Source organism: Lacimicrobium sp. SS2-24, assembly GCF_002201535.1.
Classification (GTDB): Bacteria; Pseudomonadota; Gammaproteobacteria; order Enterobacterales; family Alteromonadaceae; genus Lacimicrobium.
The window spans coordinates 1-23,365 of sequence record NZ_NIWW01000002.1; the positions used below are offsets into that span (position 1 = coordinate 1).

Here is a 23,365-nt window from a genome sequence, read left to right on the forward strand (position 1 = left end):
TTTGGCAATGTCAAGCAGCCTAATTAAATTATTTTGCTATTATTACCGTTCAGGTTTGTCGTTGCCGATGTCCCCTGAAGAGAGCGCGCATTCTACAGATACGAACTTTAAGATCAATGACTTTTTGGTTAATTTTTCAAATTATTTGGTGTTGACCACCAAATAGGCATTAAACGCCTATTTTTGATACTATTCGTCAAAATACCGACCCTGAATAATGGAGATAAGCTATGAATTCATATAAAGGTAAATCACCTTCTCTTGGAGAGCGCTGCTATATAGACAGCAGTGCTGTGCTTAAAGGCGACATTATTCTGGGTGACGACTCCAGCGTCTGGCCGCTGGTAGCAGCAAGAGGGGATGTGAACCATATTCGTATCGGTCAACGCACTAACATCCAGGATGGCACGGTATTACATGTTACTCGACGCTCTCAAAGTAATCCTTCCGGTTACCCGCTAATCATTGGTGATGATGTGACCGTTGGGCATAAATGTATGCTGCATGGCTGTACTTTGGGTAACCGGATTCTAGTCGGCATGGGTGCCATCATTATGGACGCTGCGATCGTAGAGGACGATGTTTTTATTGGTGCCGGTGCTTTGGTACCTCCCACTAAGCGCCTGAAGTCCGGCTATCTGTATGTTGGTAGTCCGGTAACCGAGTCGAGACCTCTTAAACAGGGAGAACTCGACTTTCTCAAACAATCTGCATTGAATTACGTCGAACTGAAAAATGATTACCTGGATCCGTCCTGTGCATAAAGATGCCGTCGCAATGCCTGACGCACCGCTGACGTGTCAGGCTGCACGCTTCGCCACAGGCTGAAACTCTGCGCGGCCTGCTCCACCAGCATGCCCAAACCATCCAACAAAACTGCCGCACCATGGTATTCAGCCCATTGGTTAAATGGCGTCTGCGCTTTGCCATACAGCATATCGTAACAGGTAGTCTGTGAGTGTAGCGTCGTCGCCGCTATATTTGGCCGCTCGCCGGATAAACCTGATGAGGAAGCATTGATGATGACGTCAAAGGCCTGATCAGGCACTGTTTCCAGACCACTGCCGGTAATATCACCATATTCGCTAAACTGTAGCGCCAGAGCACTGGCTTTTTCTGCGGTACGATTGGCAATGTGTAAACGATGCGGAGATTGTCTCAACAGAGGCAAAATCACACCTCGGGCCGCCCCTCCTGCACCTAACAGCAGAATCCGTTTACCTTTTAACTCGACATGATGAAATTGCAGGTCCCTGACCAGACCAATGCCGTCGGTATTGTCACCGAAGAGCTTCCCTTTATTGCTCATCAATGTATTCACAGAGCCCGCCAGCCTGGCTTGTTCTGACAATTCATCTGCCAGGTCGAATGCCTGCTCTTTAAAAGGCACCGTCACATTAGCACCTTTGCCACCTGCCGCAAAAAACTGACGCGCGGTTTCTTCAAAGCCATCTAAAGGTGCTAGGATCGCCTCATAATTCAGCAATTGCTTCGTTTGCGCTGCAAACATGGCGTGAATAAACGGTGACTTGCTGTGTGCAATGGGATTACCAAAGACGGCGTATTGATCCATGACCCTAACCAAACTGACTGACTGGCTGAGCAGGTTAAACCACAAGTCCACAAAAACCAAACCTGACAGTCTGTATGACATGATTGGCGGTGAGCAAACCACCAGAGCTTTATGTCAACGCTTCTATGACATCATGGACGGTGATCCGAAAGCCGTGGATTTGAGGGCCATTCATTCACCCGATCTCACCCTCACCCGAGAAAAATTTTTCCAGTTTATGAGCGGTTGGCTGGGTGGTCCGCCGCTATATGAACAACAATATGGTCATCCCAGGCTCAGAGCCAGACATTTGCATGTGAAGGTGGACGAGTTGATGATCAGCCAATGGTTATATTGTATGAACCGGGCGCTGGAAGAGACTGTATCTGATCATCAACTCAGACAGCTCATATGGAACAATCTCTTACCTCTTGCCCGGCATATGAAGAATCACTGAGTCAGATCTTCTGACAACCAGTCTCTGGGTTTCAGAAAATGCTCGTACAATTGATGCTCACGACTACCGGGTATCGGCTCATAGGCGTAGGTCCATTTCGCTAAGGGTGGCATCGACATGAGAATAGACTCTGTACGCCCCCCGGTCTGCAAACCAAACAAGGTGCCGCGATCATAAACCAAATTGAATTCCACGTAGCGCCCCCGGCGATATAGCTGAAAGTCTCGCTCTTTATCGCCAAAAGCCGTGGATTTTCTGGCTTCGACAATAGGAACATAGGCATCCAGAAAACCATTTCCGACCGCCTGCATAAATGCAAAGCAGCGGTCAAAACCTCCTGTATTAAGATCATCAAAAAACAGCCCGCCCACACCACGAGTCTCGTTGCGGTGCTTGATAAAAAAGTACTCATCGCACCAGGCTTTATATTCAGGGTAAACCTCTTCACCGAAGGGGGTACACAGATCTCTGGCGACTCTGTGCCAATGCTGAACATCCTCCAGAAAAGGATAGAAAGGCGTTAAATCAAAGCCCCCTCCAAACCACCATACAGGTTTTTCGCCTGGCTTTTCCGCAACGAAGAATCTGACATTGGCATGGGTAGTTGGCACATAAGGGTTGTGCGGATGAATCACTAATGAAACGCCCATGGCCTGAAAGCTGCGCCCCTGCAACTCGGGTCTGGCCGCTGTCGCAGAAGGAGGTAGCTTGTCACCCTGTACATGGGAAAAATTAACACCGCCTTGTTCAATCACACGACCGTCAGTCATGACACGGGTTTTGCCACCACCGCCTTCCTCTCTTTGCCAGTTGTCTTCGGCAAAGTTACCTCTGCCATCGACCAGTTCCAATGTCTGACAAATATTATTTTGCAGGCCAAGTAAGAATTGTTTTACTGAATCCAGATTTATTTCAGACATAACTCATTAATTTCCGGGCCTGAGGACCTTACCTGTCAGACCATGTCGAATTTCGGAAGGCTTGAGACTTCCACCTAAATTTCCAGGTACCAATAGCACCTTATCTGCAAACGTTTCGCGTATGTCTGAGGCGCGCGTTATCGGAGGCTGACCGCTCACATTTGCGCTGGTTGACACAACAGGCTTGCCCAGCACCTCACACAATTGGGCCACAACAGGATGAGCTGAAACCCGTACAGCCAGCAAATCCGAACCGCCGGTTATCCAGTCAGGTGCCGTATCTGACTTTGGTAACAACCATGTTACCGGACCAGGCCAGCTGGATACGATAGCCGTGCGCCGGTCTGAGGGAATGGCAGTGTCTTTGACATAAGGTAAAAGCTGCGAATAGGTCCTGGCCACCAGTATCAAGCCTTTCTCTACAGGACGCTGCTTTAATGCCAGTAAATCCATCACAGCCTGCTGATTATCGGGATCACATCCGAGTCCGAATACCGCCTCTGTCGGGTAAGCAAGTAGTTGTCCCTGCACAAAAGCCTGCTGAATTTCATCATGCCACGATGGGGTGGAGTCACTCATTATTTAGGCCTTGTTTATACGAAACGCAAATCATATACCTGACCATCATTGCGATACAATTTTATGCTGGCACTGACGTTGAGGGCACTGCAAGTATTCATCCTGCCCGGAGTGCTTCGATACCATCACTGGCCAGTCACATTGTGGACAAGGGTGAGACACGGGTGGATGATTAAGCAGATACTTACACGCCGGATAGCGTCCACAGGCGAAGAAGCGCTTTCCATAGCGGTTAGTCCTTTCCTGTAGCTGCCCTTCACCACAGGCGGGACAGGGAACCTGTGTCGCTGTTTTTGGATTGAGCTTTTCAATATGGTGGCACTCGGGGAAATGGGTACAACCAATAAACAGGCCATAACGCCCTTTCTTAACCGCCATAGGAGAACCGCACTGTGGGCATGCTGAGGACTCAATGATCTTCAGCTCATGGTACTCATACTCGTGCAGTGGCTTGCTGAACTCGCATTGAGGATAGCGACTGCATCCCAGAAAAGGACCACTGCGCCCCGACCGGATTTGCAGCTTGGCTTCGCACTGAGGGCAAGTGCCATAAGCATGCTGCAAGGCATGCTCATCGGCGTTAAAAAGAGAGTGATCGATCTTTGACATAAGGGAATTATGTCACAACAAGGCGGCGCTTAGTATCCAAGCGTTTTACCTACTTCAGAGAAGGTTCTGCGTTTAGTGTAACAAGCCTTCCGGCTCCTCAAACAGCAGCTCTTCCATTTGCGCGTAGGCATTCTCTTTACCTGGTACGTTAAACAGCACCATCAACACGACCCACTTCAGGTCTTCCAGACAGAATTCTAATGTGTCGATTTCCATAACCCGATCCAAAACCATTTCACGGGTACAGGCATCCAGAACATTAATCTGCTCAAGAAACATCAGAAACCCGCGACACTCCACATCAAGCCGCATTTGCTCTTCTTGAGTATAAATACGGGTCAAGGCAGACGTCGACGCATTTGCCAGGTACGGATGGGTATCCGATTCCTGCAGTGCTGCGAGTTTCTCTAACCAGGAAAGTGCTTTGTATATTTCATCATGGTGAAAACCGGCACGCACAAGCTCATCGGTCAACTCGTCCTGGTCGACACGAATTTCCGTTTCACTGTGAATGAAGTTTTCGAACAGATACATGAGGATGTCAAACATACTATTTTCCCCTCAATTTTATGTAACCACCAGGGACGGTGATTACTAAGCCACGCAACTCATATTCTAATAATTCGGTCAACACCGCCTTCAATGGCAGGCCGCTGCGCTTTGCGATCACATCAATCGGTGTGGTCTCATACTCAACACTATCTAACAATTTGTCACTTGCCAAGCCATTGTCATTATTTTTTTCGGCATCATTTTCATTTACTTGAAGGGGGCCTATATCAAGGTTTTGATATTCCTCGATAATATCTTCCACCGTCTCCACCAGCTTGGCTCCCTGCTTAATCAGATAATGACACCCCTTACTCATGGGGTTATAAACACTGCCCGGCACCGCGAATACCTCTTTACCTTGCTCAAGGGCGTACCTGGCCGTAATCAATGATCCACTTCGAATGGCGCCCTCGACCACGATAGTGCCCATACTCATACCACTGATAATACGGTTTCGACGTGGAAAATGATCAGCCATTGCGGCTTGCTGGGGGGCAAATTCCGTCATGACACAGCCGCCTTGTTTAACGATTTCGTGTGCCAGTTGAACATGTCTTTTTGGATATAGTTTCTGCAGCCCAGAGCCAAGTACAGCAATGGTCTTCCCACCCTGCTGTAAAACACCTTTGTGGGCCCAGCCGTCAATACCCAGGGCCAAACCACTGGTAATGGTAAAGCCGACCTGACTCAGCTGCCCCGCCAGTTCGAAGGCAAACTGGCGCCCTTGCACAGTGGGATTCCTCGTGCCGACAATCGCCAGTTGGGTCGCATCAAGGCAATGTGGGTCCCCCCAGACATAAAGGACTAAGGGCGGCCGACAAAGCTGCCTTAGCGGTTGCGGAAAGTGATCACTATCGAAGCAGACAATCTCATGTTCTGGCTGCTGGGTAGACCACGCTAATGCGTCGTTCAGCCAGGTCTCATTGGGATGTCGCAGACTGCGAATCTGCTCTGTGGTCAAGCCTCCCCGTCTAAGTTCATCATCATCGGACTCAAATACAGCCAGCAGGTTGCCGTGAGTCTGCTCAAACAGAGCCCGGTATGTTGCCGCGCCAAATCGCGGCATCTGCTCCAGTATCATCCACTGTTTACGTTTCACATCCTGTGACATTGCTCTTCCCTAGTTTAGCACCCCAGGGCAACCACCAGCCTAGGGTTTAGCGATGATATCGCCCCGGCGCACCACAGCAGAGCTATTGATAATCAACGCGTAGCTGGCTGCAGAAAAAGTTTTAAACACCACCAGCTCCCCGGTTTTTATTGCCGGGGGTTGAGGGCCGTCCTCTTCATCAAAGATTGCCGGTAACCAGCCTTCATCTTCGGAATCAGGCTTTGAGGTGCGGACCTTAGGTCCTTGTTTGTAAATGCCCATCACCGTACCCGGTGATACTTGCCCTTGTCCCAGATCAATGACCACCACATCAAGACGCCCCATCAGGTTATGTTCCTGCAAATTGCCAAGGATGTGCCCTTGCTGGCCGTCGGCAGCCTGTAGTTCAATATCTTCTGGCTGAGGCATAATAGAAGCAGGCGCCATCCGGTCACCGGGGCGCGATTCCATACGAGAGGTGTGAAGCTTGACCAGGCTGAAATCCTGTTTCTGCGTGGGAACCACTGTACCGCTGGCCAGATTACGTAGCTGGACACCTATCTGATTACCTTGAAGATCAAATACCGCGCCTTGTTTTCTCAGCACCAGCACGACGTCTTCTGTCAGACCGGGATCGCCCACCAGCAGGTCTTCAGAGGCAAACCGGACCGTGTCGTCGTAGTCTTTCAATACTTTAGGAAGAGCATTGAATTGCTCTTCTTCCATAACGACCGCATCCTTGATGAAAGGGGCAATGGTAGACCAGGGGATGACCGGCACGGGCTCAGCACTTTTATCCAGCATTTTTCCCTGCGGACTCAGTTTCTTGTGAGGTTTATCTTCACTGGACCGGGAGAGCACAAGCTGGGCCTCGCCTTTTTCGTTTATCACCAGGCGTAATTCGTCCCCCGGGTAAATCAAATGGGGATTACTGATATGGGTATTATTTCGCCACAGCTCAGGCCATAACCAGGGCTGGGAAAGATACATGGCAGAGATATCCCACAACGTATCGCCTTTTTTGACCTGATAGATTTGTGGTGCATCGGGCTTAATCACCAGTGCCATGCACCACATGGGCAGCATCAACAGCAGCATTAGCCATTTCGTTCGAGTAAACCGCATATTTCCCCCGGCAGTTTGTGTTTTACGATTCCGGTCCCACAACTGTTGCACACCGCGACAGCCTGAAATCACATTTAATAATAGACGGCTTAGCACAGCTTGCTTATGAGTCGATGCAAAGACGGTCAATCCTGAAGCCTATTATTTTTTTACCTCAATTGCGCTAGAATAGCGGCTATTCACAGGTATTAAATAGTCTTTTAACCGCTTTAGTATGTTAATTGATATTTAAAACCGCCATTTTCACGAATTTAAGTGTAGCTGATTACATCATGGCCAAATTAGAAGTTCTGCGTTTTCCCGATGAGCGCTTACGCACTGTTGCAAAGCCAGTGGCTGAGGTTAACGATACTATTCGCACCCTGATCGACGACATGTTTGACACCATGCGTGAGGAAAAGGGTATTGGCCTTGCTGCTACCCAGGTCAATACACATCTGCGCATTGTGGTGATGGACGTCTCGGAGGATCAGAGTAACCCCCTGGTTTTCATTAATCCCGAGATTACCGCGAAGGAAGGTAGCACCATTAGCGAGGAAGGATGTCTCTCGGTACCAAACAACTACGCAAAAGTGGAACGCGCAGAAAAAGTCACGGTTTCAGCGTTAAATGCTGATGGAGAGACCTTTTCTTTAGATGCCGAAGGTCTGCTGGCCATTTGTATTCAGCACGAACTCGATCACTTGCGGGGCGTGCTCTTCGTAGACTACCTGTCACCGCTGAAGCGTCAGCGTATTCGCAAGAAGCTGGAAAAAGAAGCCCGCCTGTTAACCCGAGCCTGAGGCCAGCCATTGAAAAAGTCTTATCGTATTGTTTTTGCCGGTACTCCGGATTTTGCAGCCCGGCACCTGCAGGCCCTAATTGATTCTGAACACTCGGTGGTCGCGGTTTATACTCAGCCAGACCGACCCGCTGGTCGAGGCAAAAAACTACAGGCCAGTGCCGTAAAATCGTTGGCCTGCACACACGACATCCCCGTTTATCAACCCTCTTCATTGCGAAATGAAGAGGCACAGCAACAGTTAGCCGAACTCAATGCCGATATCATGGTGGTGGTCGCTTATGGTCTGATTCTGCCCCAGTCAGTGCTCGATATACCCACCAACGGCTGCTTAAATGTACATGGTTCACTGTTACCCAAATGGCGCGGCGCGGCGCCAATACAACGAGCCATATGGGCTGGCGATACGCAGACAGGTATTACCATTATGCAAATGGATAAAGGGCTGGATACCGGTGATATGCTCGCCAAGCGCGCCATCACTATTGCCGCCACAGATACCAGTGCCAGCCTTTATGAAAAACTCGCAAAGTTGGGTCCCGAAGTGCTGTTGGAAACCCTTGCACAGTTAGCCACCATCGTTCCTGAGCCCCAGGATGACAACCTGGCCAGTTACGCACAAAAGCTCAGCAAAGAGGAAGCACAACTTAACTGGCATCAGGATGCCGAACAATTGGCGCGTAACGTCAGAGCATTTAATCCCTGGCCGGTTTGTTATTTTGAGCACCAGGGTACAGCCATAAAAGTCTGGCAGGCCAGTGTAACTGACGTAAAAGGTCAGCCAGGGGAAATCATCAGCGCTGACAAGCATGGCATTGTAATCGCCACGGCACGTCAGGGCCTGCGATTAGAGCACATCCAATTACCGGGTAAAAAAGCCATGTCTGCAGCAGACGTACTGAATGCTCGTCGAGACGATTTCACACCCGGAACAGTGTTGTCATGAGTGGTGCAAGACTTCGGGCCGATGGCGCCCTGGCTTTGTTCCATGTTCTCGAACAAGGTCAGTCATTGCGCCACAGTTTTGCTCAGGTGCAGGCCCGACACAGCGAACGAGACCGCGCCTGGCTTCAGGAAATGGTCTACGGTGTGCTTCGTAACCTGCCGCAATTGCAGCTTTGGTTGCGCCAGCTAGTGCAAAAGCCACTGAAATCGAAACAGAAAGTGGTTGAGCACTTATTGTTATTGGGGCTCTATCAGCTGGCTTACAGCCGTGTATCGACGCATGCGGCCGTGGCAGAGACGGTAGGTGCATGTGAAAAGCTCAAATGTAATGGACTTAAGGGGCTGGTCAACGCGTGTCTGCGCAACTTCCTTCGTCAGGAACTGGCGAAGCAGCTGACAGAAGACCCTCAAATTCGTTCGGGCTTACCGAAATGGTTGTATCAGCGTCTGAGCGAGAATTATTCGACTGATCTGCACAAGGTGGTCACCGCCATCAACGAGCGTCCCCCTGTCTGGTTGCGGGTCAACACGCAACAAGTGAGCAAAGAGGCCTTTTGTGAGGCTCTCAGCGACCACGGAATTCTCTTTGATGGCGAAGTTGCGCAGGTGCCATATGGCATCATCCTGCGAAAAGGCTATGACCTCACCACCCTGCCTGGCTATCAACAAGGCTGGTTTTCTGCACAGGATGGTGCCGCCCAGCTAGCCGGACCTTTGTTGAATGCACAGGCGGGCGATCGCGTGCTGGATGCCTGTGCCGCCCCCGGCGGAAAGACCTGTCATATTCTGGAAAGACAACCAAAGCTCAGCGAATGCATCGCCCTGGATGTGGATCCTCAGCGCCTGCAAGTGGTGGCGGAAAACCTGACCCGGTTACAGCTCAGCGCAACACTTAAACAAGGCGATGCAGCCCATCCAGATAGCTGGTGGGATGGTAACCCCTTTGATCGTATACTGCTTGACGCCCCCTGTTCTGCTACCGGTGTCATACGCCGACACCCTGATATTCGGTGGCTGCGAAAAGACAGTGACATTGGAAAATTGCAAGCCACTCAAGAACACATTCTGGAAGCCGTGTGGCCTCTGCTAAAGCCCGGCGGAACGCTACTATATGCAACCTGTTCGATACTAGCAGAAGAAAACCGACAGCAGATCCAGCGCTTCTTGCGCCGTCATGACGACGCACAGTTGTCCCCTGTCAGTAGCGAGGAAACACCAGAGAATCCCGGCTGGCAGATCTTGCCCGGTCATATGGAAATGGATGGTTTCTATTACGCCAGACTGATAAAGTGCTGATAAATAAAGAAAGCTGGATTACTATTATTTCCCTGTGCGAGCCCCACGCGGCGGCAAAAAAGCATAACGATAAGAATCAAATAATATGAAGATCATCATAGTAGGAGCTGGTCAGGTAGGCGGCACGCTGGCGGAAAATCTGGTCGGTGAGAAAAATGAAATCACCGTTATCGATTCAGATTATGATGTCTTAAGAGGTCTGCAAGACCGCCTCGATCTTCAGGTGATTTCCGGTTTTGGCTCACACCCCGATGTCTTAAAAAAGGCCGGTGCAGAAGACGCCGACATGCTCATTGCGGTCACCAACAGTGACGAGTCCAACATGATGGCATGTCAGATTGCACATACCCTGTTTAAAACCCCCACAAAAATCGCCCGCATTCGGTCTGGTCAATACCTGGCATACCAGGAGCAGCTGTTCAAACACTCCGATATTCCAGTAAATCATATGATTGCACCGGAGCAATTAGTAACGCGCTCCATCAAGCGCCTTATCGATTACCCTGGTGCCTTGCAGGTGGTTGAGTTTGCCGATGGAAAAGTCAGCCTGGTGGCGGTAAAGGCCTATTATGGCGGGCTACTTGTAGGCCATGCCTTATCGGCACTGAAAGAGCATATGCCCAACGTTGAAACCCGTGTTGCGGCTATTTATCGTCGTGGGCGGCCCATAAGACCACTCGGGACAACCGTCATCGAAGCGGACGATGAGGTGTTCTTCATCGCTGCCACCAAGCATATTCGCGCGGTGATGAGTGAATTGCAGAAACTTGAGTCGAGTTACAAGCGCATCATGATTGCCGGCGGAGGGCTGATTGGTGCAGGTCTGGCATCTCAACTGGAAGAAAAGCATCAGGTTAAACTGATCGAGTTTAACCAGGAACGAGCCAAATTCCTCTCCTCGAGCCTCAAAAAGGCAACAGTGTTTCACGGAGATGCCTCTGATCAGGAACTGCTCAATGAAGAGCAGGTCGATCAAACCGATGTGTTTATTGCTGTCACCAATGACGATGAGGCCAATATCATGTCGGCTATGCTGGCCAAGCGCATGGGAGCGAAGAAAACCATGGTGCTAATTCAGCGCAGTGCTTACGTGGATCTGGTGCAAGGTGGTGAAGTAGACATTGCGGTCTCACCGCAACAAGCCACCATTTCAGCACTACTCACTCATGTAAGGCGTGGAGACATAGTAAATGTTTACTCACTTAGACGAGGTGCTGCTGAGGCAATTGAAGCTATCGCCCATGGTGATGAGCACACGTCTAAGGTAGTGGGTAAAGCCATTAATGACATCAAATTACCACCTGGCACAACCATTGGTGCTGTCGTGCGCAAAGACGAAGTTATTATTGCCCATGGTGATACGGTGATTGAAGCCGATGATCACGTGATTTTGTTTCTGGTCGATAAAAAGTACATCGATCATGTGGAAAAGTTGTTCCAGCCCAGTGCCTTCTTCTTCGGTTGACGTCAGCGTCAAAACCGCCGGGATTCAGACAAAAAAAAGCCCTGACGAAATCGTCAGGGCTTTTTTTAAGAATTGGTGCCCAGGAGAGGACTTGAACCTCCACGGGGTTTCCCCCACTAGCACCTGAAGCTAGCGTGTCTACCAATTCCACCACCTGGGCAAGAAGAGCGCGTACTTTAGTGATTAGCCCGCAAAAAGTCAACGGTCTGATACAGTTTTTTGTTTCAAGCGCTTAATTTCTGACCTTCGTATTGGGAAAGTGAGGCGAAATGGTCTGTCTTATCCCATTTCCCCATACTATGGCCTCATTGAACAGACCATGTAACATCTTCTGACTCAGCTCAAGCTGTCCGGAGAGCTTTATCAATGCCAGCCAATTGGCACTCTCAAAAGCCTTTGCCAGTCCCAGGTAGCTCTTCAGGCGACCCTCGGTGCCACATAAGGCGGCACGAATCTCATCATCAATGGGTAGCTTACCAACCAGTGAAGACATTTCCTGATCCAGCAGTGCATCAAGCAATGAAAAGAGTCCCACCAAAAAGCCCTTGGGTGGATTATCTTTGTCTTTTCTGGCCACACTCACCAGTTCACAGAATTTCGCCCGCACCAGAGACAGGTGCAACAATTCAATGGGTTTGTCCTCACCCATATTGGCAAGGGCCAGAATCGAGATAAATTTCTTCAGCTCTAATTCGCCCAGGTAATTCAACGCATGACGCAAAGAAGAAATCTTATAGCGTTTATTGATTGTGGGGTTGTTGATAAAGCGCAGCAACATGTAGGACAGGCCAACATCACGCTCAAAAATGGCGTTAACGCGTTCAAAGCTGAATTCGCTGTTCGAGCTCTCCTGTAATAACTCCAGCAGGGCAAGTTTTGATGTGGGCAAGTTGCGCTGGCGTATGACCTCGGGCTTGGAAAAGAAAAACCCCTGAAAATAGTCAAAACCCATGTCCCGGTAGCAGTTGAAGTCTTCATATGTTTCAACTTTTTCTGCAACCAGTTTCACTTTGGCCTGCTGAAACTTAGGCAGATTACGAGCAATGGTATCCAGGTCACTTCTCAAAGTGTCCACTTTGATAATGTCTACATAGGGCAAAAAGGCATCCCACCTGGGATCAAAGTTGTGATCATCCAGGGCCAGCTTATAGCCCATGTCTTTTATCTGCTTACAAGCCCCTACCAGACTACTGTCGGAGGGCACGGTATCAACGATCTCCACCACCACTGACTCAGGATCCAGCATCGTAGGAAAACCATTAATCAGCGTTTCTTTATGAAAGTTGATAAACGATGTCTTATGACAAGCAATATCTTCCAGACCCAGGGTTAAGTGGCTGGCTGTGATGATTTTGGATGTGGCCTCATCAGGCTTAATATCCGGGAAACAATTTTTGCGACCATCCCTGAACAACAGTTCATACGCATAGACATTTTTATCAGTGTCCAGTATGGGATGTCTGGCTACATAAGCAAACATGGGGGTAACCCTCAGACGAGATTTGACCTGAACCTACCTGACACAGCGCCAGGCAGTTCCTGATGACTGTATCAGATGATGCACAGAAAACCAGCAGAATTCATTACCAAAGTCATCAACTACGCCAAAATGTTGGCGAAAACAAGACCAATAGCGAGAACACCTCGAGACGCCCAAACAGCATTGCCAACACCAGCCACCATTTACCCGCTGCGGTGACATCCGCAAAATTGGCCGCAACCGCCCCTAACCCGGGTCCAAGGTTATTCAGGCAAGCAGCTGTCGCCGTGAAGGCGGTGATGTTATCCATGCCTGTCGCGACCATCGCTATCATGATAATTATAAAAATCAGAGCATAAGCGGAGAAAAAGCCCCATACGGCTTCCACCACCCGATCAGGCAGTGCGCGGTTACCCAATTTCACCGAGTAGACTGCTTTGGGGTGCACGAGCCGGTCTACTTCGCGTTTACCCTGTAGGAATAACAAGACCACCCTGACCACCTTCAAACCGCCACCAGTGGAGCTGGCACAGCCTCCGATAAAACTGGCAAATATTAGCAGTATGGGCAAAAACACTGGCCAATCGGCGAAACTGTCCGCACTAAAGCCGGCCGTCGTACTGATAGACACCGCATGAAACAATGCCTGATCAAAGGCCGTTTCCACATCTGCATACCACTGATGGGCTGTCAGGGTAACAAAGCAAACCAGTACCAACACCGCCTGAATCGCAAAGAAAGCGCGCAATTCAGGATCCCTAAGGTACGCCTTAATACTGCGATTATTCACTGCATGAAAGTGCAGGGCGAAGTTGAGTGCAGATATCCATAGAAACACGACACAGATAGCATTGATCAGTGAGCTGTCAAAATGCCCGATACTGGCGTCATAATTGGAAAACCCCCCTATTGCCACCGTCGAAAAGGCATGACAAATCGCGTCAAACCAGCTCATTCCGGCTAGCCAGTAGGCGAACATACAGGCCAGCGTCAGCACCAGATAGATGTACCAAAGGTGTTTGGCGGTATCGGCTATTCTGGGTGTCATTTTCGAGTCTTTTACCGGCCCTGGAATTTCTGCCCGATAAAGCTGCATACCGCCTACGCCAAGAATCGGCAAGATAGCGACCGCCAGCACGATAATCCCCATGCCTCCCAGCCATTGCAGTTGCTGGCGATAAAACTGCACCGCTTTGGGTAAGTAATCGATACCCTCAATGACGGTAGCCCCGGTAGTGGTAAGGCCTGAAAAGGCCTCAAACACCGAATCGGTGACCGAGAGCTCCGGCTGCTCCAGCAGTATGAACGGCAAAGACGCAAAACTGGCCAGTACCGTCCAGAACAGTGCAACAATGAGAAAACCCTCTTTTGCTCGCAATTCGGAGCGATGACGACGATTGGGATACCACGCCAGTATCCCGGTAATCAGGCATAGAAAAAATGCCAGCAGAAAAGGGAGCCCCCCTCCATCCTCATAAATCAGTGAGACCAGTGCCGGGGGTAACATGGTGACACTGAACAGTGCAACCAGAAGGCCGAGAATTCGGATGATTGTGCGATACTGCATTTAGTTTTTATCTGTCGCTTTTAGATTATTCCAGGACCTCAGAATGGCCAGCAATTGATGCACATCTGCGGCAACCGCGGTAACCGCCTTTGCCAGACCCTCCGGCTCTGCGACCGAACCGCGGCCCTGCAACAACACCACGGGTTTGCCACTAATAATGGCCTGCCCAGCGGCAACCCTGGCCTCCTGGTCCGCCGGTCCATCCGCGCAGACCACGATCAGGTCGGCATCGCTCATAAACGCATCATTGAGAGCACCTATACACCTGGCCTCGCGGATTTTTTCAACGGCGTCCACATCGTTCAGATCATATTCAGGCATCATCCCCGGACAGCGAAAGCAGAGAGTTAACTCAGCCTTTTTAGCCTGAGCCTGCAGCTCCTGAAGCCAGTAAGAATGATTCTTACCAGCCAGGTATACACGCTTATTCATGAGACACCCGGATAAGTTAGTTGCCTAATTATTGACTGTATGACTTCAGATCAAAAGGCTTAAATGAAAAAAACCAACTATCACCGTGATTTAGATCTCTACCTCAGATAACCAAAGCGTTACAAAAGCAACCGTCCTTGTGGAAAGCGTCAGGCCATATCCAAAACGCTGTCCACCAGCTTGTTAATACCACTTTCTGCCTCACCAATATTCTGTGCCAACATATAGGCCGGTGTACTGACAACCTTGTTCTTCGCGTCCACCACGATATCGCTCACATCACACGCGCGATGCACGGCACCCATGGCTTCTATCGCAGCGGCGGTGTCTTTATCCTTACCTATGGTGAGCTCAACGCCACGACCATAGATTCTGGCCAGCATGGCTGGTGCAATACAAAGGTATCCGGCGGGCTTGCGCTTAGCAGCAAAGGCTTTGCATACGCTTTCCACCTGAGGCTCGAGCTGACATTGAGCCCCGTTCACAGCAAAGTCAGAAAGGTTTTTGGCTGCGCCAAACCCGCCAGGCAGTATCAGTGCATCAAAATTGTCTGCGTTCAGGGTCTCCAGGCTTTTGATCTCGCCGCGGGCAATTCTGGCCGCTTCAATCAATACGTTGCGTTGCTCCCCTTTCATTTCTTCACCCGTAAGGTGGTTGATAACGTGATGCTGCGGTATATCAGGTGCAAAGCATTGGTAATTTACCCCTCTGCGGTGAAGGGCCAACAACGTCAACACCGATTCATAGATTTCGGCGCCATCAAATACACCACAGCCACTGAGAATAATTGCTACATTTTTCATTATCGCGCTCCAGCTCCTAAGATTACTTACTTATGCCGTTTGGTAAAAAGCGTCATAGCCAATAATTATAAGCTTTCACTAATCGGCGCTTTTCAAATCACGAGGTTGTGTTAGAGTATCGCTTCGTTTTGAGGCAGGTCAAACATCGCCGCAAAACGTTATCCACAAAGGAAAATAAAAACTATAAACGGTCCCGCAGTTATCCGTTAGTTACCAAAAACCGCTATATGCAAGCATTTCAAATACTTCGTGATAAGTTTGACGAGGTGTAATTGCGCCTGCCTGAAGGGTTAATCAACAAAGTTATCCACAAGAAGCATAATCCCTGTGTGACGTGGCTGATTACGTCCCCTTGTGGCATCCTAATTGATATTTCCAGCGAAAAGCGAATTAACATGGCAAAACTTCCCGATAATCCCCTCATTTTAGTTGATGGTTCGTCTTACCTTTTCCGGGCTTTTCACGCGATGCCCAATCTCACCAATGATGAGGGTGAGCATACTGGCGCCATATACGGTGTCATCAATATGCTGAGAAGTATGATCAAGCAGATTAATCCCACTCACATTGCTGTGGTGTTTGATGCAAAAGGGAAAACCTTTCGCGACGAGATTTATGCCGACTACAAAGCCAACCGCCCTCCTATGCCAGATGACCTGCGCGAGCAAATTGCACCACTGCATCAAATCATAGAGGCATTAGGCTTACCTATCATCGTTGAAGAAGGGGTTGAAGCCGATGATGTGATCGGCACGCTCTCACGCCAGGCCAGTGAAGCCGGTATTGCGACGTTAATCAGCACCGGCGACAAAGACATGGCACAACTGGTGGATGACCATGTCACACTGATTAATACCATGACCAATACCCTTCTTGACCCTGAGGGTGTAAAAGAGAAATTCGGCGTCCCACCGGAACTGATTATTGATTTTCTCGCCCTCAAAGGCGACAAATCAGACAATATTCCCGGCGTACCCGGCGTCGGCGACAAGAGTGCTTTGGCTATGCTCCAGAATCTTGGGGGACTGGATGAGATCTTCGGAAACCTGGACAAGATTGAGAGCCTTTCCTTTCGAGGGGCAAAGACAATGGCAGCGAAAATGCAAGAGTATGAGGAACAGGCAAGGCTCTCCTATGAACTCGCCACCATCAAAACCGATGTCACCCTGCACGTGGCACCGCAGGAACTGGTTCCCTCAACCGCAGACACAAAAAAACTGGCGGAGCTTTACCGTCGCTATAACTTCAAGCGCTGGCTCGAAGAGGTTGAAAGTCAGGGACCCGTTACCGACACAGCGGCATCAAGTTCACAGGATAGTGTGGACACGAACTATCAGACGGTATTAAGCAAAAGCGACTTACAGAGCTGGATAGAAAAGCTAAAACAGGCACCTCTTGTGGCGCTGGACACCGAAACGACCAGCCTCAATTACATGGAAGCGGAGCTGGTAGGATTGAGTTTTGCCGTTTCCCCTTACGAAGCAGCCTATGTGCCCGTTGCTCATGACTACCCCGATGCGCCAGAACAGCTTGAACGGAACTGGGTGCTGCAACAACTTAAGCCATTACTGGAAGATCCCAGCCTGCTCAAAGTAGGTCAGCACCTTAAATACGATAAAAACGTGCTGGCAAACTATGACATTAGCCTCAAGGGTATTGCTTTTGACACCATGCTTGAATCTTATGTGCACAACAGTGTTGCTGGTCGTCATGACATGGATAGTCTGGCCGAACGCTATCTGGGTATCCAGACCACCAAATTTGAGGAGATTGCCGGTAAAGGGGCCAAACAGCTCACGTTTAATCAGATCCCTCTTGAACACGCGGCGCATTATGCCGCTGAAGATGCCGACGTCACACTACGTCTGCACCAGATGCTTTGGCCAAAGATAGAGCCACACACCGGGCTTAAGCATATCCTCAAAGACATTGAAGTTCCGCTCATATCAGTATTGTCTGATATGGAATACACCGGTGTACTGATCGACAGCCAACAGCTGAAGGAACAAAGTCAGCACCTTGCCACACGCATCATGGAACTGGAAAAAGAAGTACACGAACTGGCCGGCGAGGAGTTTAATCTGGGCTCAACCAAACAGTTGCAAACGATTTTGTTTGAGAAAATGCAGTTGCCCGTCGTTAAGAAAACACCGAAAGGGGCCCCCTCAACATCAGAAGACGTTCTGCAAACCCTGGCAATGGACTATCCCCTGCCGAAGCTGTTAATGGAATACCGCGGTTTAAGTAAGCTGAAAAACACCTACACGGACAAGTTACCTAAAATGATCAATCACCGTACCGGTCGTGTGCATACTTCCTATCACCAGGCAGTGGCTGCAACCGGAAGGTTGTCTTCAACCGATCCGAATCTGCAAAACATTCCCATCCGCACCGAGCAGGGAAGAAAAGTCAGAAAGGCGTTTGTCGCGCCGAAAGGCTGTAAAATCGTTGCGGCTGACTACTCACAGATTGAACTGCGTATCATGGCCCACCTTTCAGGGGATAAAGGCTTGCTTAACGCTTTTGCCAAGGGCCTGGATATCCACAAAGCCACCGCAGCGGAGGTGTTTAATGTGCCGCTGGATGACGTCACCAGTGAACAGAGACGCAATGCCAAAGCGATCAATTTTGGCCTGATTTATGGCATGTCCGCTTTCGGGTTATCTCAGCAACTGAGCATCCCTCGCCACGAAGCACAGGCATACATGGACCTCTACTTTGAGCGCTATCCCGGCGTCCTTCGCTATATGCACGATACGCGGGAGCAGGCTAAATCGCAGGGGTATGTATCAACCGTGTTCGGACGTCGCCTGTATCTGCCTGAAATCAAATCCAGTAATGGCGCACGACGTAAGGGTGCTGAGCGAGCGGCCATCAATGCGCCAATGCAAGGTACGGCAGCCGATATCATTAAAAAAGCCATGCTAACAGTGAGTGACTGGATTAAAAAAGACGCGTCACAGGATGTGAAGATGATCATGCAGGTACATGATGAGCTGATATTTGAAATAAAAGAACAGAATGTTGAAGCCCATCGTCAACGTATCGTAGAGTTGATGGAAAAAGCCTCTACGCTAGATGTACCGCTACTTGTAGAAGCTGGAATTGGTGATAACTGGGATCAGGCGCACTGATACCCACAACCGATAATGTAACTTTATTACGAAAATGCTTGCACTTTTAGTCGTTTGACTCTAGTATTTTCTGCGTAGGGTACAGAGGTATGATGTTCTATCTTTCAAACCTTTGCTTTGACCCCGGCATTTGCCGGGGTTTTTTTATGCCCGCGTGAAAAAGTGATGTCACACAGAATCGTTTTAAACTTTCATAAAAGAAATTTATTTTCTTATGAACTTTAAGGATTCGTCACACTCATACTATACGGTTTATGTGTGTCCCTGTGTGTGTTTGGCCCTGGCCTTCTCGGTCAGGGCTTTTCTTTTTGTGCCGGAGTAATGCCAAACCAGTCATTTAATGTGCTTTCGGTTTCCGCCACACCGATTCCATTTAAGGAAGAGAACGCATGCACCGTCACATCACCACAAAAGGCGAGGCTTGCCTCTCTGGCCATCAATAATTGTGCCTTACGCTTTCCCGATTTTAGCTTGTCAGCCTTGGTCAGCAGCGCTAACACTGGCAGTTCGCTGCTCACTGCCCATCGAATCAAGTCCTGATCCAGCTCTTTAAAGGGATGACGGATATCCATCAATACCACGAGCCCCTTCAGACTTTTTCGGGCTTGCAGATATTCTGCCAAGGACTTTTGCCACTTTTTTTTCATTTCCAGCGGCACTTGTGCAAAGCCATAGCCCGGTAAGTCAATGAGACGCCTGTTTTCATCCAGTTCAAATACATTGATCAACTGGGTTCGACCCGGTGTTTTACTGGTTCGGGCCAACCCTTTCTGGCGGGTGATGCGATTCAGTGCGCTGGACTTACCGGCATTCGAGCGCCCGGCAAACGCCACCTCAATGCCTTCATCGGCACCAAGATGGCGAATATCCGGCGCACTCATGACAAAACTGGCCTGACTGTAATAACTCACTGTAACTCCATCTTATTTGTTAATTGACTACAACCGGGCATGAACCCGCTATGCTGTTGCTTCTGAGGTACATTGTAACACCTTAACTCGCCATCGCGTGCAGGCTAAACCCCTATAAATCCATGGAAATTATTTTCCTTCGGCGTTAAATGTGTAAAATACTGCATGACCAGTAGCCAGCCACACATAGCTCAATGAGAATCACTATGAAAAAATTATGCACAATGCTTTGCCTTTTATTCACACTGCCTGTGTTTGCCACAGGAAATGCAGAAGCAGGTAAAGAGAAATCGACCAGTTGCGCAGCCTGTCACGGTGCCGATGGCAATAGTGCGGTAGACATGTATCCTTCTCTGGCCGGACAGCATCAGAAATATCTGATTAAACAGTTACAGGAATTCCGCCTGGGTTCTCGCACCGGTGGTGAAGAAGGTCGCTACGACCCGGTCATGTCAGGAATGGCGGCCCCGCTGTCGGACCAGGATATACTCGATCTGGCCGCGTTTTATAACGAGCAAAAACCTAAGCCAGGTAGCGCACCAGAGAACGTCATCGAAAAAGGCCATAAGCTGTATATCGGCGGCGATGTTGAGCGTGGACTGACTGCCTGTGCTGCCTGCCACGGCCCAAGAGGTGACGGAATGAGCCTGGCTAACTTCCCTGATATCAGTGGCCAGCACGCCACCTACATCAAGAAGCAACTGGAAGATTTTCGCGCCGGTAAGCGTCAGAACGACATGAATGGCATGATGCGGGATGTGGCAAAACGCCTCACCGATGAAGAGATTGAAATCTTATCTAAGTATCTGGTCGGCTTATATTAAAACCCAACACCCTGACTCTGGCGCAGGTCAGGCACAGCGACGACTGGCAAGAAATAGGTACAAAAGTTCAACTTTTTTTTGTAAATGAGTTGTAAAATAAAATCGTTGCTGTATTCTTTCGCCTCAAACAACAGGGAAGCAGTATCCCGGGAAGGGAATAAGACGAAAGCCGTGTGTTTGACTCTACTCTGAATAACGCAGGGATGACATTAATAAAGCGCCTAGGAAGGCCAATAATAATTAAGCTTCGCAAACAAAAAGAAAAAGAGAAGCATTAAGATAAGGTTGTCGCGACACGTTTAAGGAAAAGCGGAATACGGGAGAAGTGTCATCTGGCACTTGGTTATACGAGAGGCGATAGGTAAACTATCGCCTTTTCTTTTTGTGGTAAGCAAAAATGCAATGCCCCCTTTGTCAATTCCAATCCAGTCAGCATTATTGGCAGGATAAGCGCAGAGACTATTGGCAATGCAAACAATGCTTACTGGTCTATGTCCCTCCTGCGCAAAGGCTATCAGCACAAGCCGAAAAGGCTGAGTATGACCTGCACCAGAATACCTCTGAAGATTGTGGTTATGTGACCTTTCTCAGCCGTCTGGCAACCCCCCTGAAAGCGGTGCTTCCGCCGGGAAGTACAGGCCTCGATTTCGGCTGTGGGCCAAACCCGGTGCTGGCAAATATGCTCAGGGAAGCCGGACACAATGTGCATGTGTACGATCCCTTTTACTTTCCAGACAAACAGGTATTACAACAACCCTATGACTTTATCAGTTGTACCGAAGCCATAGAACACTTTTATCAGCCTGGTGCAATCTGGAAGGACTGGATGAGCATGCTCAACAACCAGGGCTGGTTGGCCATAATGACTAAAAGGGTTATCGACAAGAACCGTTTTGCCGCCTGGCACTACAAGAACGACCCTACCCACGTGTGTTTTTTCAGTGATCATACCTTCTCGTGGCTGGCACAGCACTTTAACATGCGCCTTGAAGTCGTGGGTGCAGATGTAGTGTTACTGCAAAAGCTCACGTAGAATAGGTAACCGCAAAGATAAACGAGGCCACTTATAATCCATGGGCCAGAGAAGGGTCCAGTTAACAGTGTGCGACAAAGTGTAGGCTGTTGCCCCAGGTCAACCGCGGTGCCTCCAGTAAAACCTGGTTATCCTTGAGCTCCCTGCATGGGAAGAATGCATTATGCACCTTGGTCTGCGCAATAAGGGCGACACAAGGTCATCAACAAACGGCTCACGAAGTCGTCAGAGTAAATAATTATGGCAAAAGCTCCCAGAGACAAACGTATTCCAGATAAGAAACATCAGGCAAACATTGCCAGTAAAAAGTCAAAAAAACGTAAAGGTCATCCCGCCGGAAGTCGTCACAGTGAAGCTTCACAAAATGGTGGCCAAAAAGCCCAGGGTGGCAGTACCGACCCAAGATTCGGCAGTAAGAAGCCGATTCCTCTGAAGGCGCCTGAAGCGCCTAAGGCTGAACCACAGAAGTATTTTTCACCGGCCAAAGAACTGGCTGCCATTGAGCAGGATGCGCGACTCGAATCACTGTTAGATAAAGTTGAGCAAGGGTTACCTCTGAATCAGGAAGAACAGGCTTATGTTGATGAAAAGTTGGCGAGACATCGTCAGCTATGTGAGTTACTTGGCATTGACAGTCACAGCGAGGAAGATGAGAGCGATCCTCAAACCACTAAACCGCGTAACGATGATGAAGACGCGTTATTAGACAAATTCCTTAACAGCGACATTAAAGACCTCGATAAATGACTGGTATACACCTTAGCCTGATCATCATCGTCGCCCTGATTGTTATAGGGCTGGCTTTCTATGCCGGGCGTTTGCTGTATTTACTGCACATGCAGACAAAAACGCGTAAACGCAACGATGCATCACGCCGGCATTATCTCAATGAAAGTATCTATACCATTTCCATGGCCACTGCACAGCAGCAGTGCAGTCTTTCAGAAGCCAGCATCCGTCTTTGTGTGCTTCTGGATCATCTAAACGATCAGCAGCATTACCCGGATAGCTACCCCGCATTACATGAGTTGTATTCCCGCATCAAACATATGCCGACTCATGACGCCTGGAAGGCGCTGCCTAAAGCTCAGCGGCGTGAAATGGAGCGCGAGCGTGATGCCCACGAAGCCGAGCTGGAAAGCCAGATCCTTAAAGAGGTGGAGCAATTAATGGCGCGTCATCTGCCAAGTTCAGACACTTCATCAAAGCAATGACAACAAACTAAATGGTCATTGACCATGCCCACCGCCTGCATAAAGGCGTAGCAGATAGTGCTACCAACAAAGTTAAAACCCTGTTTTTTTAGCGCCTTTGACATGGCGTCAGAGACCGGCGTGTTAACAGGAATATCTTCGCCAGTCTGCCAGTGATTCTGAAGGGTTCTTCCCTCAGTAAACTGCCAGAGGAATGTGCTGAAGTCTGTGCCCTGCTCTGTCATTGCAACATACGCCCTGGCATTTCTGATGATGGATTGAATCTTTAAGCGGTTGCGGACAATGCCAGTATTGCACATGAGCTTTTCTACATCGTCGTCATTGAAGCGGACAATTTCAAAGGGATTGAAATCACAGAAGGCCTGTTCATAATTGGCCTGTTTCTTCAGGATCGTGAGCCAGCTCAGTCCGGCCTGCTGACCATCCAGGCAGAGTTTTGCAAAGAGATCCTGACTGTCGGTGACGGGTCTGCCCCACACCCTATCGTGATAATCGAGGTAAATCGGATCCGGGGTAACCCAATCACAGCGGCGTAATTCAGGCATTTCTCCTCCTCATACCAATCCATCACCATTTGTGTGCAATTTAGCCTACAT

24 protein-coding genes and 1 tRNA gene are annotated in these 23,365 nt (G+C 49.3%); 11 read left to right on the forward strand and 14 right to left on the reverse strand.

Annotated elements, in window-relative coordinates; all coding sequences use genetic code 11:
* Positions 1-230 precede the first annotated feature (230 nt).
* Positions 231-764, forward strand: a complete 534-nt coding sequence (locus CCY32_RS03700; protein WP_088329258.1) for a gamma carbonic anhydrase family protein — start codon at positions 231-233, stop codon at positions 762-764.
* Here CCY32_RS03700 and aroE read toward each other — a convergent pair.
* On the reverse strand, positions 740-1,573 hold the full coding sequence (gene aroE / locus CCY32_RS03705; RefSeq protein ID WP_088329259.1) for a shikimate dehydrogenase: 834 nt from the start codon (positions 1,571-1,573) through the stop codon (positions 740-742). The two genes, CCY32_RS03700 and aroE, sit on opposite strands and share 25 nt — an antisense overlap.
* On the opposite strand from aroE, the gene CCY32_RS03710 reads away from it, so the two are divergent.
* The gene (locus CCY32_RS03710) at positions 1,572-2,009 is read left to right on the forward strand and encodes a group II truncated hemoglobin (protein WP_088329260.1); all 438 of its coding nucleotides are present in this window, start codon (positions 1,572-1,574) and stop codon (positions 2,007-2,009) included. The two genes, aroE and CCY32_RS03710, sit on opposite strands and share 2 nt — an antisense overlap.
* On the opposite strand, the gene hemF is transcribed toward CCY32_RS03710, so the two are convergent.
* The 6 genes from hemF to CCY32_RS03740 form a co-directional block, all read right to left on the reverse strand.
* On the reverse strand, positions 2,003-2,929 hold the full coding sequence (hemF, locus tag CCY32_RS03715) for an oxygen-dependent coproporphyrinogen oxidase (RefSeq protein WP_088329261.1): 927 nt from the start codon (positions 2,927-2,929) through the stop codon (positions 2,003-2,005). The two genes, CCY32_RS03710 and hemF, sit on opposite strands and share 7 nt — an antisense overlap.
* 6 nt (positions 2,930-2,935) lie before the next feature.
* Positions 2,936-3,508 (reverse strand): Sua5/YciO/YrdC/YwlC family protein, encoded by a 573-nt coding sequence (locus tag CCY32_RS03720; protein ID WP_088329262.1) that lies wholly within the window; start codon positions 3,506-3,508, stop codon positions 2,936-2,938.
* A gap of 45 nt (positions 3,509-3,553) precedes the next feature.
* Positions 3,554-4,117: a topoisomerase DNA-binding C4 zinc finger domain-containing protein gene (locus CCY32_RS03725; RefSeq protein WP_088329263.1), complete on the reverse strand. Its 564-nt coding sequence runs from the start codon at positions 4,115-4,117 to the stop codon at positions 3,554-3,556.
* 72 nt (positions 4,118-4,189) lie between these two features.
* A complete protein-coding gene (locus tag CCY32_RS03730) occupies positions 4,190-4,666 on the reverse strand; it encodes a DUF494 family protein (protein WP_088329264.1) in 477 nt (158 codons plus the stop codon).
* 1 nt (position 4,667) lies between these two features.
* A complete protein-coding gene (gene dprA, locus CCY32_RS03735; RefSeq protein WP_088329265.1) occupies positions 4,668-5,780 on the reverse strand; it encodes a DNA-processing protein DprA in 1,113 nt (370 codons plus the stop codon).
* Positions 5,781-5,819: 39 nt separating this feature from the next.
* Positions 5,820-6,884, reverse strand: coding sequence for a LysM domain-containing protein (locus tag CCY32_RS03740; protein ID WP_141096167.1), 1,065 nt, complete (start codon positions 6,882-6,884; stop codon positions 5,820-5,822).
* Between the two features lie 272 nt (positions 6,885-7,156).
* Here CCY32_RS03740 and def point away from each other — a divergent pair, with 272 nt between their 5' ends.
* From def to trkA, 4 genes are all read left to right on the forward strand, one after another.
* On the forward strand, positions 7,157-7,666 hold the full coding sequence (def, locus tag CCY32_RS03745) for a peptide deformylase (RefSeq protein WP_088329686.1): 510 nt from the start codon (positions 7,157-7,159) through the stop codon (positions 7,664-7,666).
* Positions 7,667-7,675: 9 nt separating this feature from the next.
* Positions 7,676-8,611, forward strand: coding sequence for a methionyl-tRNA formyltransferase (fmt, locus tag CCY32_RS03750; RefSeq protein ID WP_088329267.1), 936 nt, complete (start codon positions 7,676-7,678; stop codon positions 8,609-8,611).
* Complete coding sequence (rsmB, locus tag CCY32_RS03755; protein ID WP_088329268.1) at positions 8,608-9,906, forward strand: 16S rRNA (cytosine(967)-C(5))-methyltransferase RsmB; 1,299 nt, start codon at positions 8,608-8,610, stop codon at positions 9,904-9,906. The genes fmt and rsmB overlap by 4 nt, the downstream gene beginning before the upstream one ends.
* A gap of 85 nt (positions 9,907-9,991) precedes the next feature.
* Complete coding sequence (gene trkA, locus CCY32_RS03760; RefSeq protein WP_088329269.1) at positions 9,992-11,371, forward strand: Trk system potassium transporter TrkA; 1,380 nt, start codon at positions 9,992-9,994, stop codon at positions 11,369-11,371.
* A gap of 73 nt (positions 11,372-11,444) precedes the next feature.
* Here trkA and CCY32_RS03765 read toward each other — a convergent pair.
* The 5 genes from CCY32_RS03765 to elbB all read right to left on the reverse strand — a co-directional run bounded on the left by CCY32_RS03765 (position 11,445) and on the right by elbB (position 15,653).
* Positions 11,445-11,531, reverse strand: a tRNA-Leu gene (locus CCY32_RS03765).
* A gap of 72 nt (positions 11,532-11,603) precedes the next feature.
* Complete coding sequence (locus CCY32_RS03770; protein WP_088329270.1) at positions 11,604-12,851, reverse strand: EAL domain-containing protein; 1,248 nt, start codon at positions 12,849-12,851, stop codon at positions 11,604-11,606.
* 115 nt (positions 12,852-12,966) lie between these two features.
* Entirely contained in the window at positions 12,967-14,418 is a 1,452-nt protein-coding gene (locus CCY32_RS03775) for a TrkH family potassium uptake protein (protein ID WP_088329271.1), read from the reverse strand.
* Entirely contained in the window at positions 14,419-14,850 is a 432-nt protein-coding gene (locus CCY32_RS03780) for a YtoQ family protein (RefSeq protein ID WP_088329272.1), read from the reverse strand.
* A 149-nt stretch (positions 14,851-14,999) separates the two neighbouring features.
* On the reverse strand, positions 15,000-15,653 hold the full coding sequence (gene elbB / locus CCY32_RS03785) for an isoprenoid biosynthesis glyoxalase ElbB (protein ID WP_088329273.1): 654 nt from the start codon (positions 15,651-15,653) through the stop codon (positions 15,000-15,002).
* Between the two features lie 395 nt (positions 15,654-16,048).
* Here elbB and polA point away from each other — a divergent pair, with 395 nt between their 5' ends.
* Positions 16,049-18,787 carry a DNA polymerase I gene (polA, locus tag CCY32_RS03790; protein ID WP_088329687.1) on the forward strand — a complete coding sequence of 913 codons (2,739 nt, stop codon included), beginning with the start codon at positions 16,049-16,051 and terminating at the stop codon, positions 18,785-18,787.
* A 293-nt stretch (positions 18,788-19,080) separates the two neighbouring features.
* Here the strand turns inward: polA and yihA are convergent, their stop codons facing one another.
* Positions 19,081-19,698: a ribosome biogenesis GTP-binding protein YihA/YsxC gene (gene yihA / locus CCY32_RS03795; protein ID WP_088329274.1), complete on the reverse strand. Its 618-nt coding sequence runs from the start codon at positions 19,696-19,698 to the stop codon at positions 19,081-19,083.
* Between the two features lie 206 nt (positions 19,699-19,904).
* Here yihA and CCY32_RS03800 point away from each other — a divergent pair, with 206 nt between their 5' ends.
* The 4 genes from CCY32_RS03800 (at position 19,905) to CCY32_RS03815 (ending at position 22,769) form a co-directional block, all read left to right on the forward strand.
* The gene (locus tag CCY32_RS03800) at positions 19,905-20,522 is read left to right on the forward strand and encodes a c-type cytochrome (RefSeq protein ID WP_088329275.1); all 618 of its coding nucleotides are present in this window, start codon (positions 19,905-19,907) and stop codon (positions 20,520-20,522) included.
* A 397-nt stretch (positions 20,523-20,919) separates the two neighbouring features.
* A complete protein-coding gene (locus CCY32_RS03805; RefSeq protein WP_088329276.1) occupies positions 20,920-21,555 on the forward strand; it encodes a class I SAM-dependent methyltransferase in 636 nt (211 codons plus the stop codon).
* A gap of 240 nt (positions 21,556-21,795) precedes the next feature.
* On the forward strand, positions 21,796-22,302 hold the full coding sequence (yihI, locus tag CCY32_RS03810) for a Der GTPase-activating protein YihI (RefSeq protein ID WP_088329277.1): 507 nt from the start codon (positions 21,796-21,798) through the stop codon (positions 22,300-22,302).
* Positions 22,299-22,769, forward strand: a complete 471-nt coding sequence (locus CCY32_RS03815; protein ID WP_088329278.1) for a DUF2489 domain-containing protein — start codon at positions 22,299-22,301, stop codon at positions 22,767-22,769. Before yihI ends, CCY32_RS03815 begins: the two co-directional genes overlap by 4 nt.
* Here CCY32_RS03815 and CCY32_RS03820 read toward each other — a convergent pair.
* The gene (locus CCY32_RS03820; protein ID WP_088329279.1) at positions 22,733-23,314 is read right to left on the reverse strand and encodes a DNA-3-methyladenine glycosylase I; all 582 of its coding nucleotides are present in this window, start codon (positions 23,312-23,314) and stop codon (positions 22,733-22,735) included. The two genes, CCY32_RS03815 and CCY32_RS03820, sit on opposite strands and share 37 nt — an antisense overlap.
* Positions 23,315-23,365: the final 51 nt, after the last annotated feature.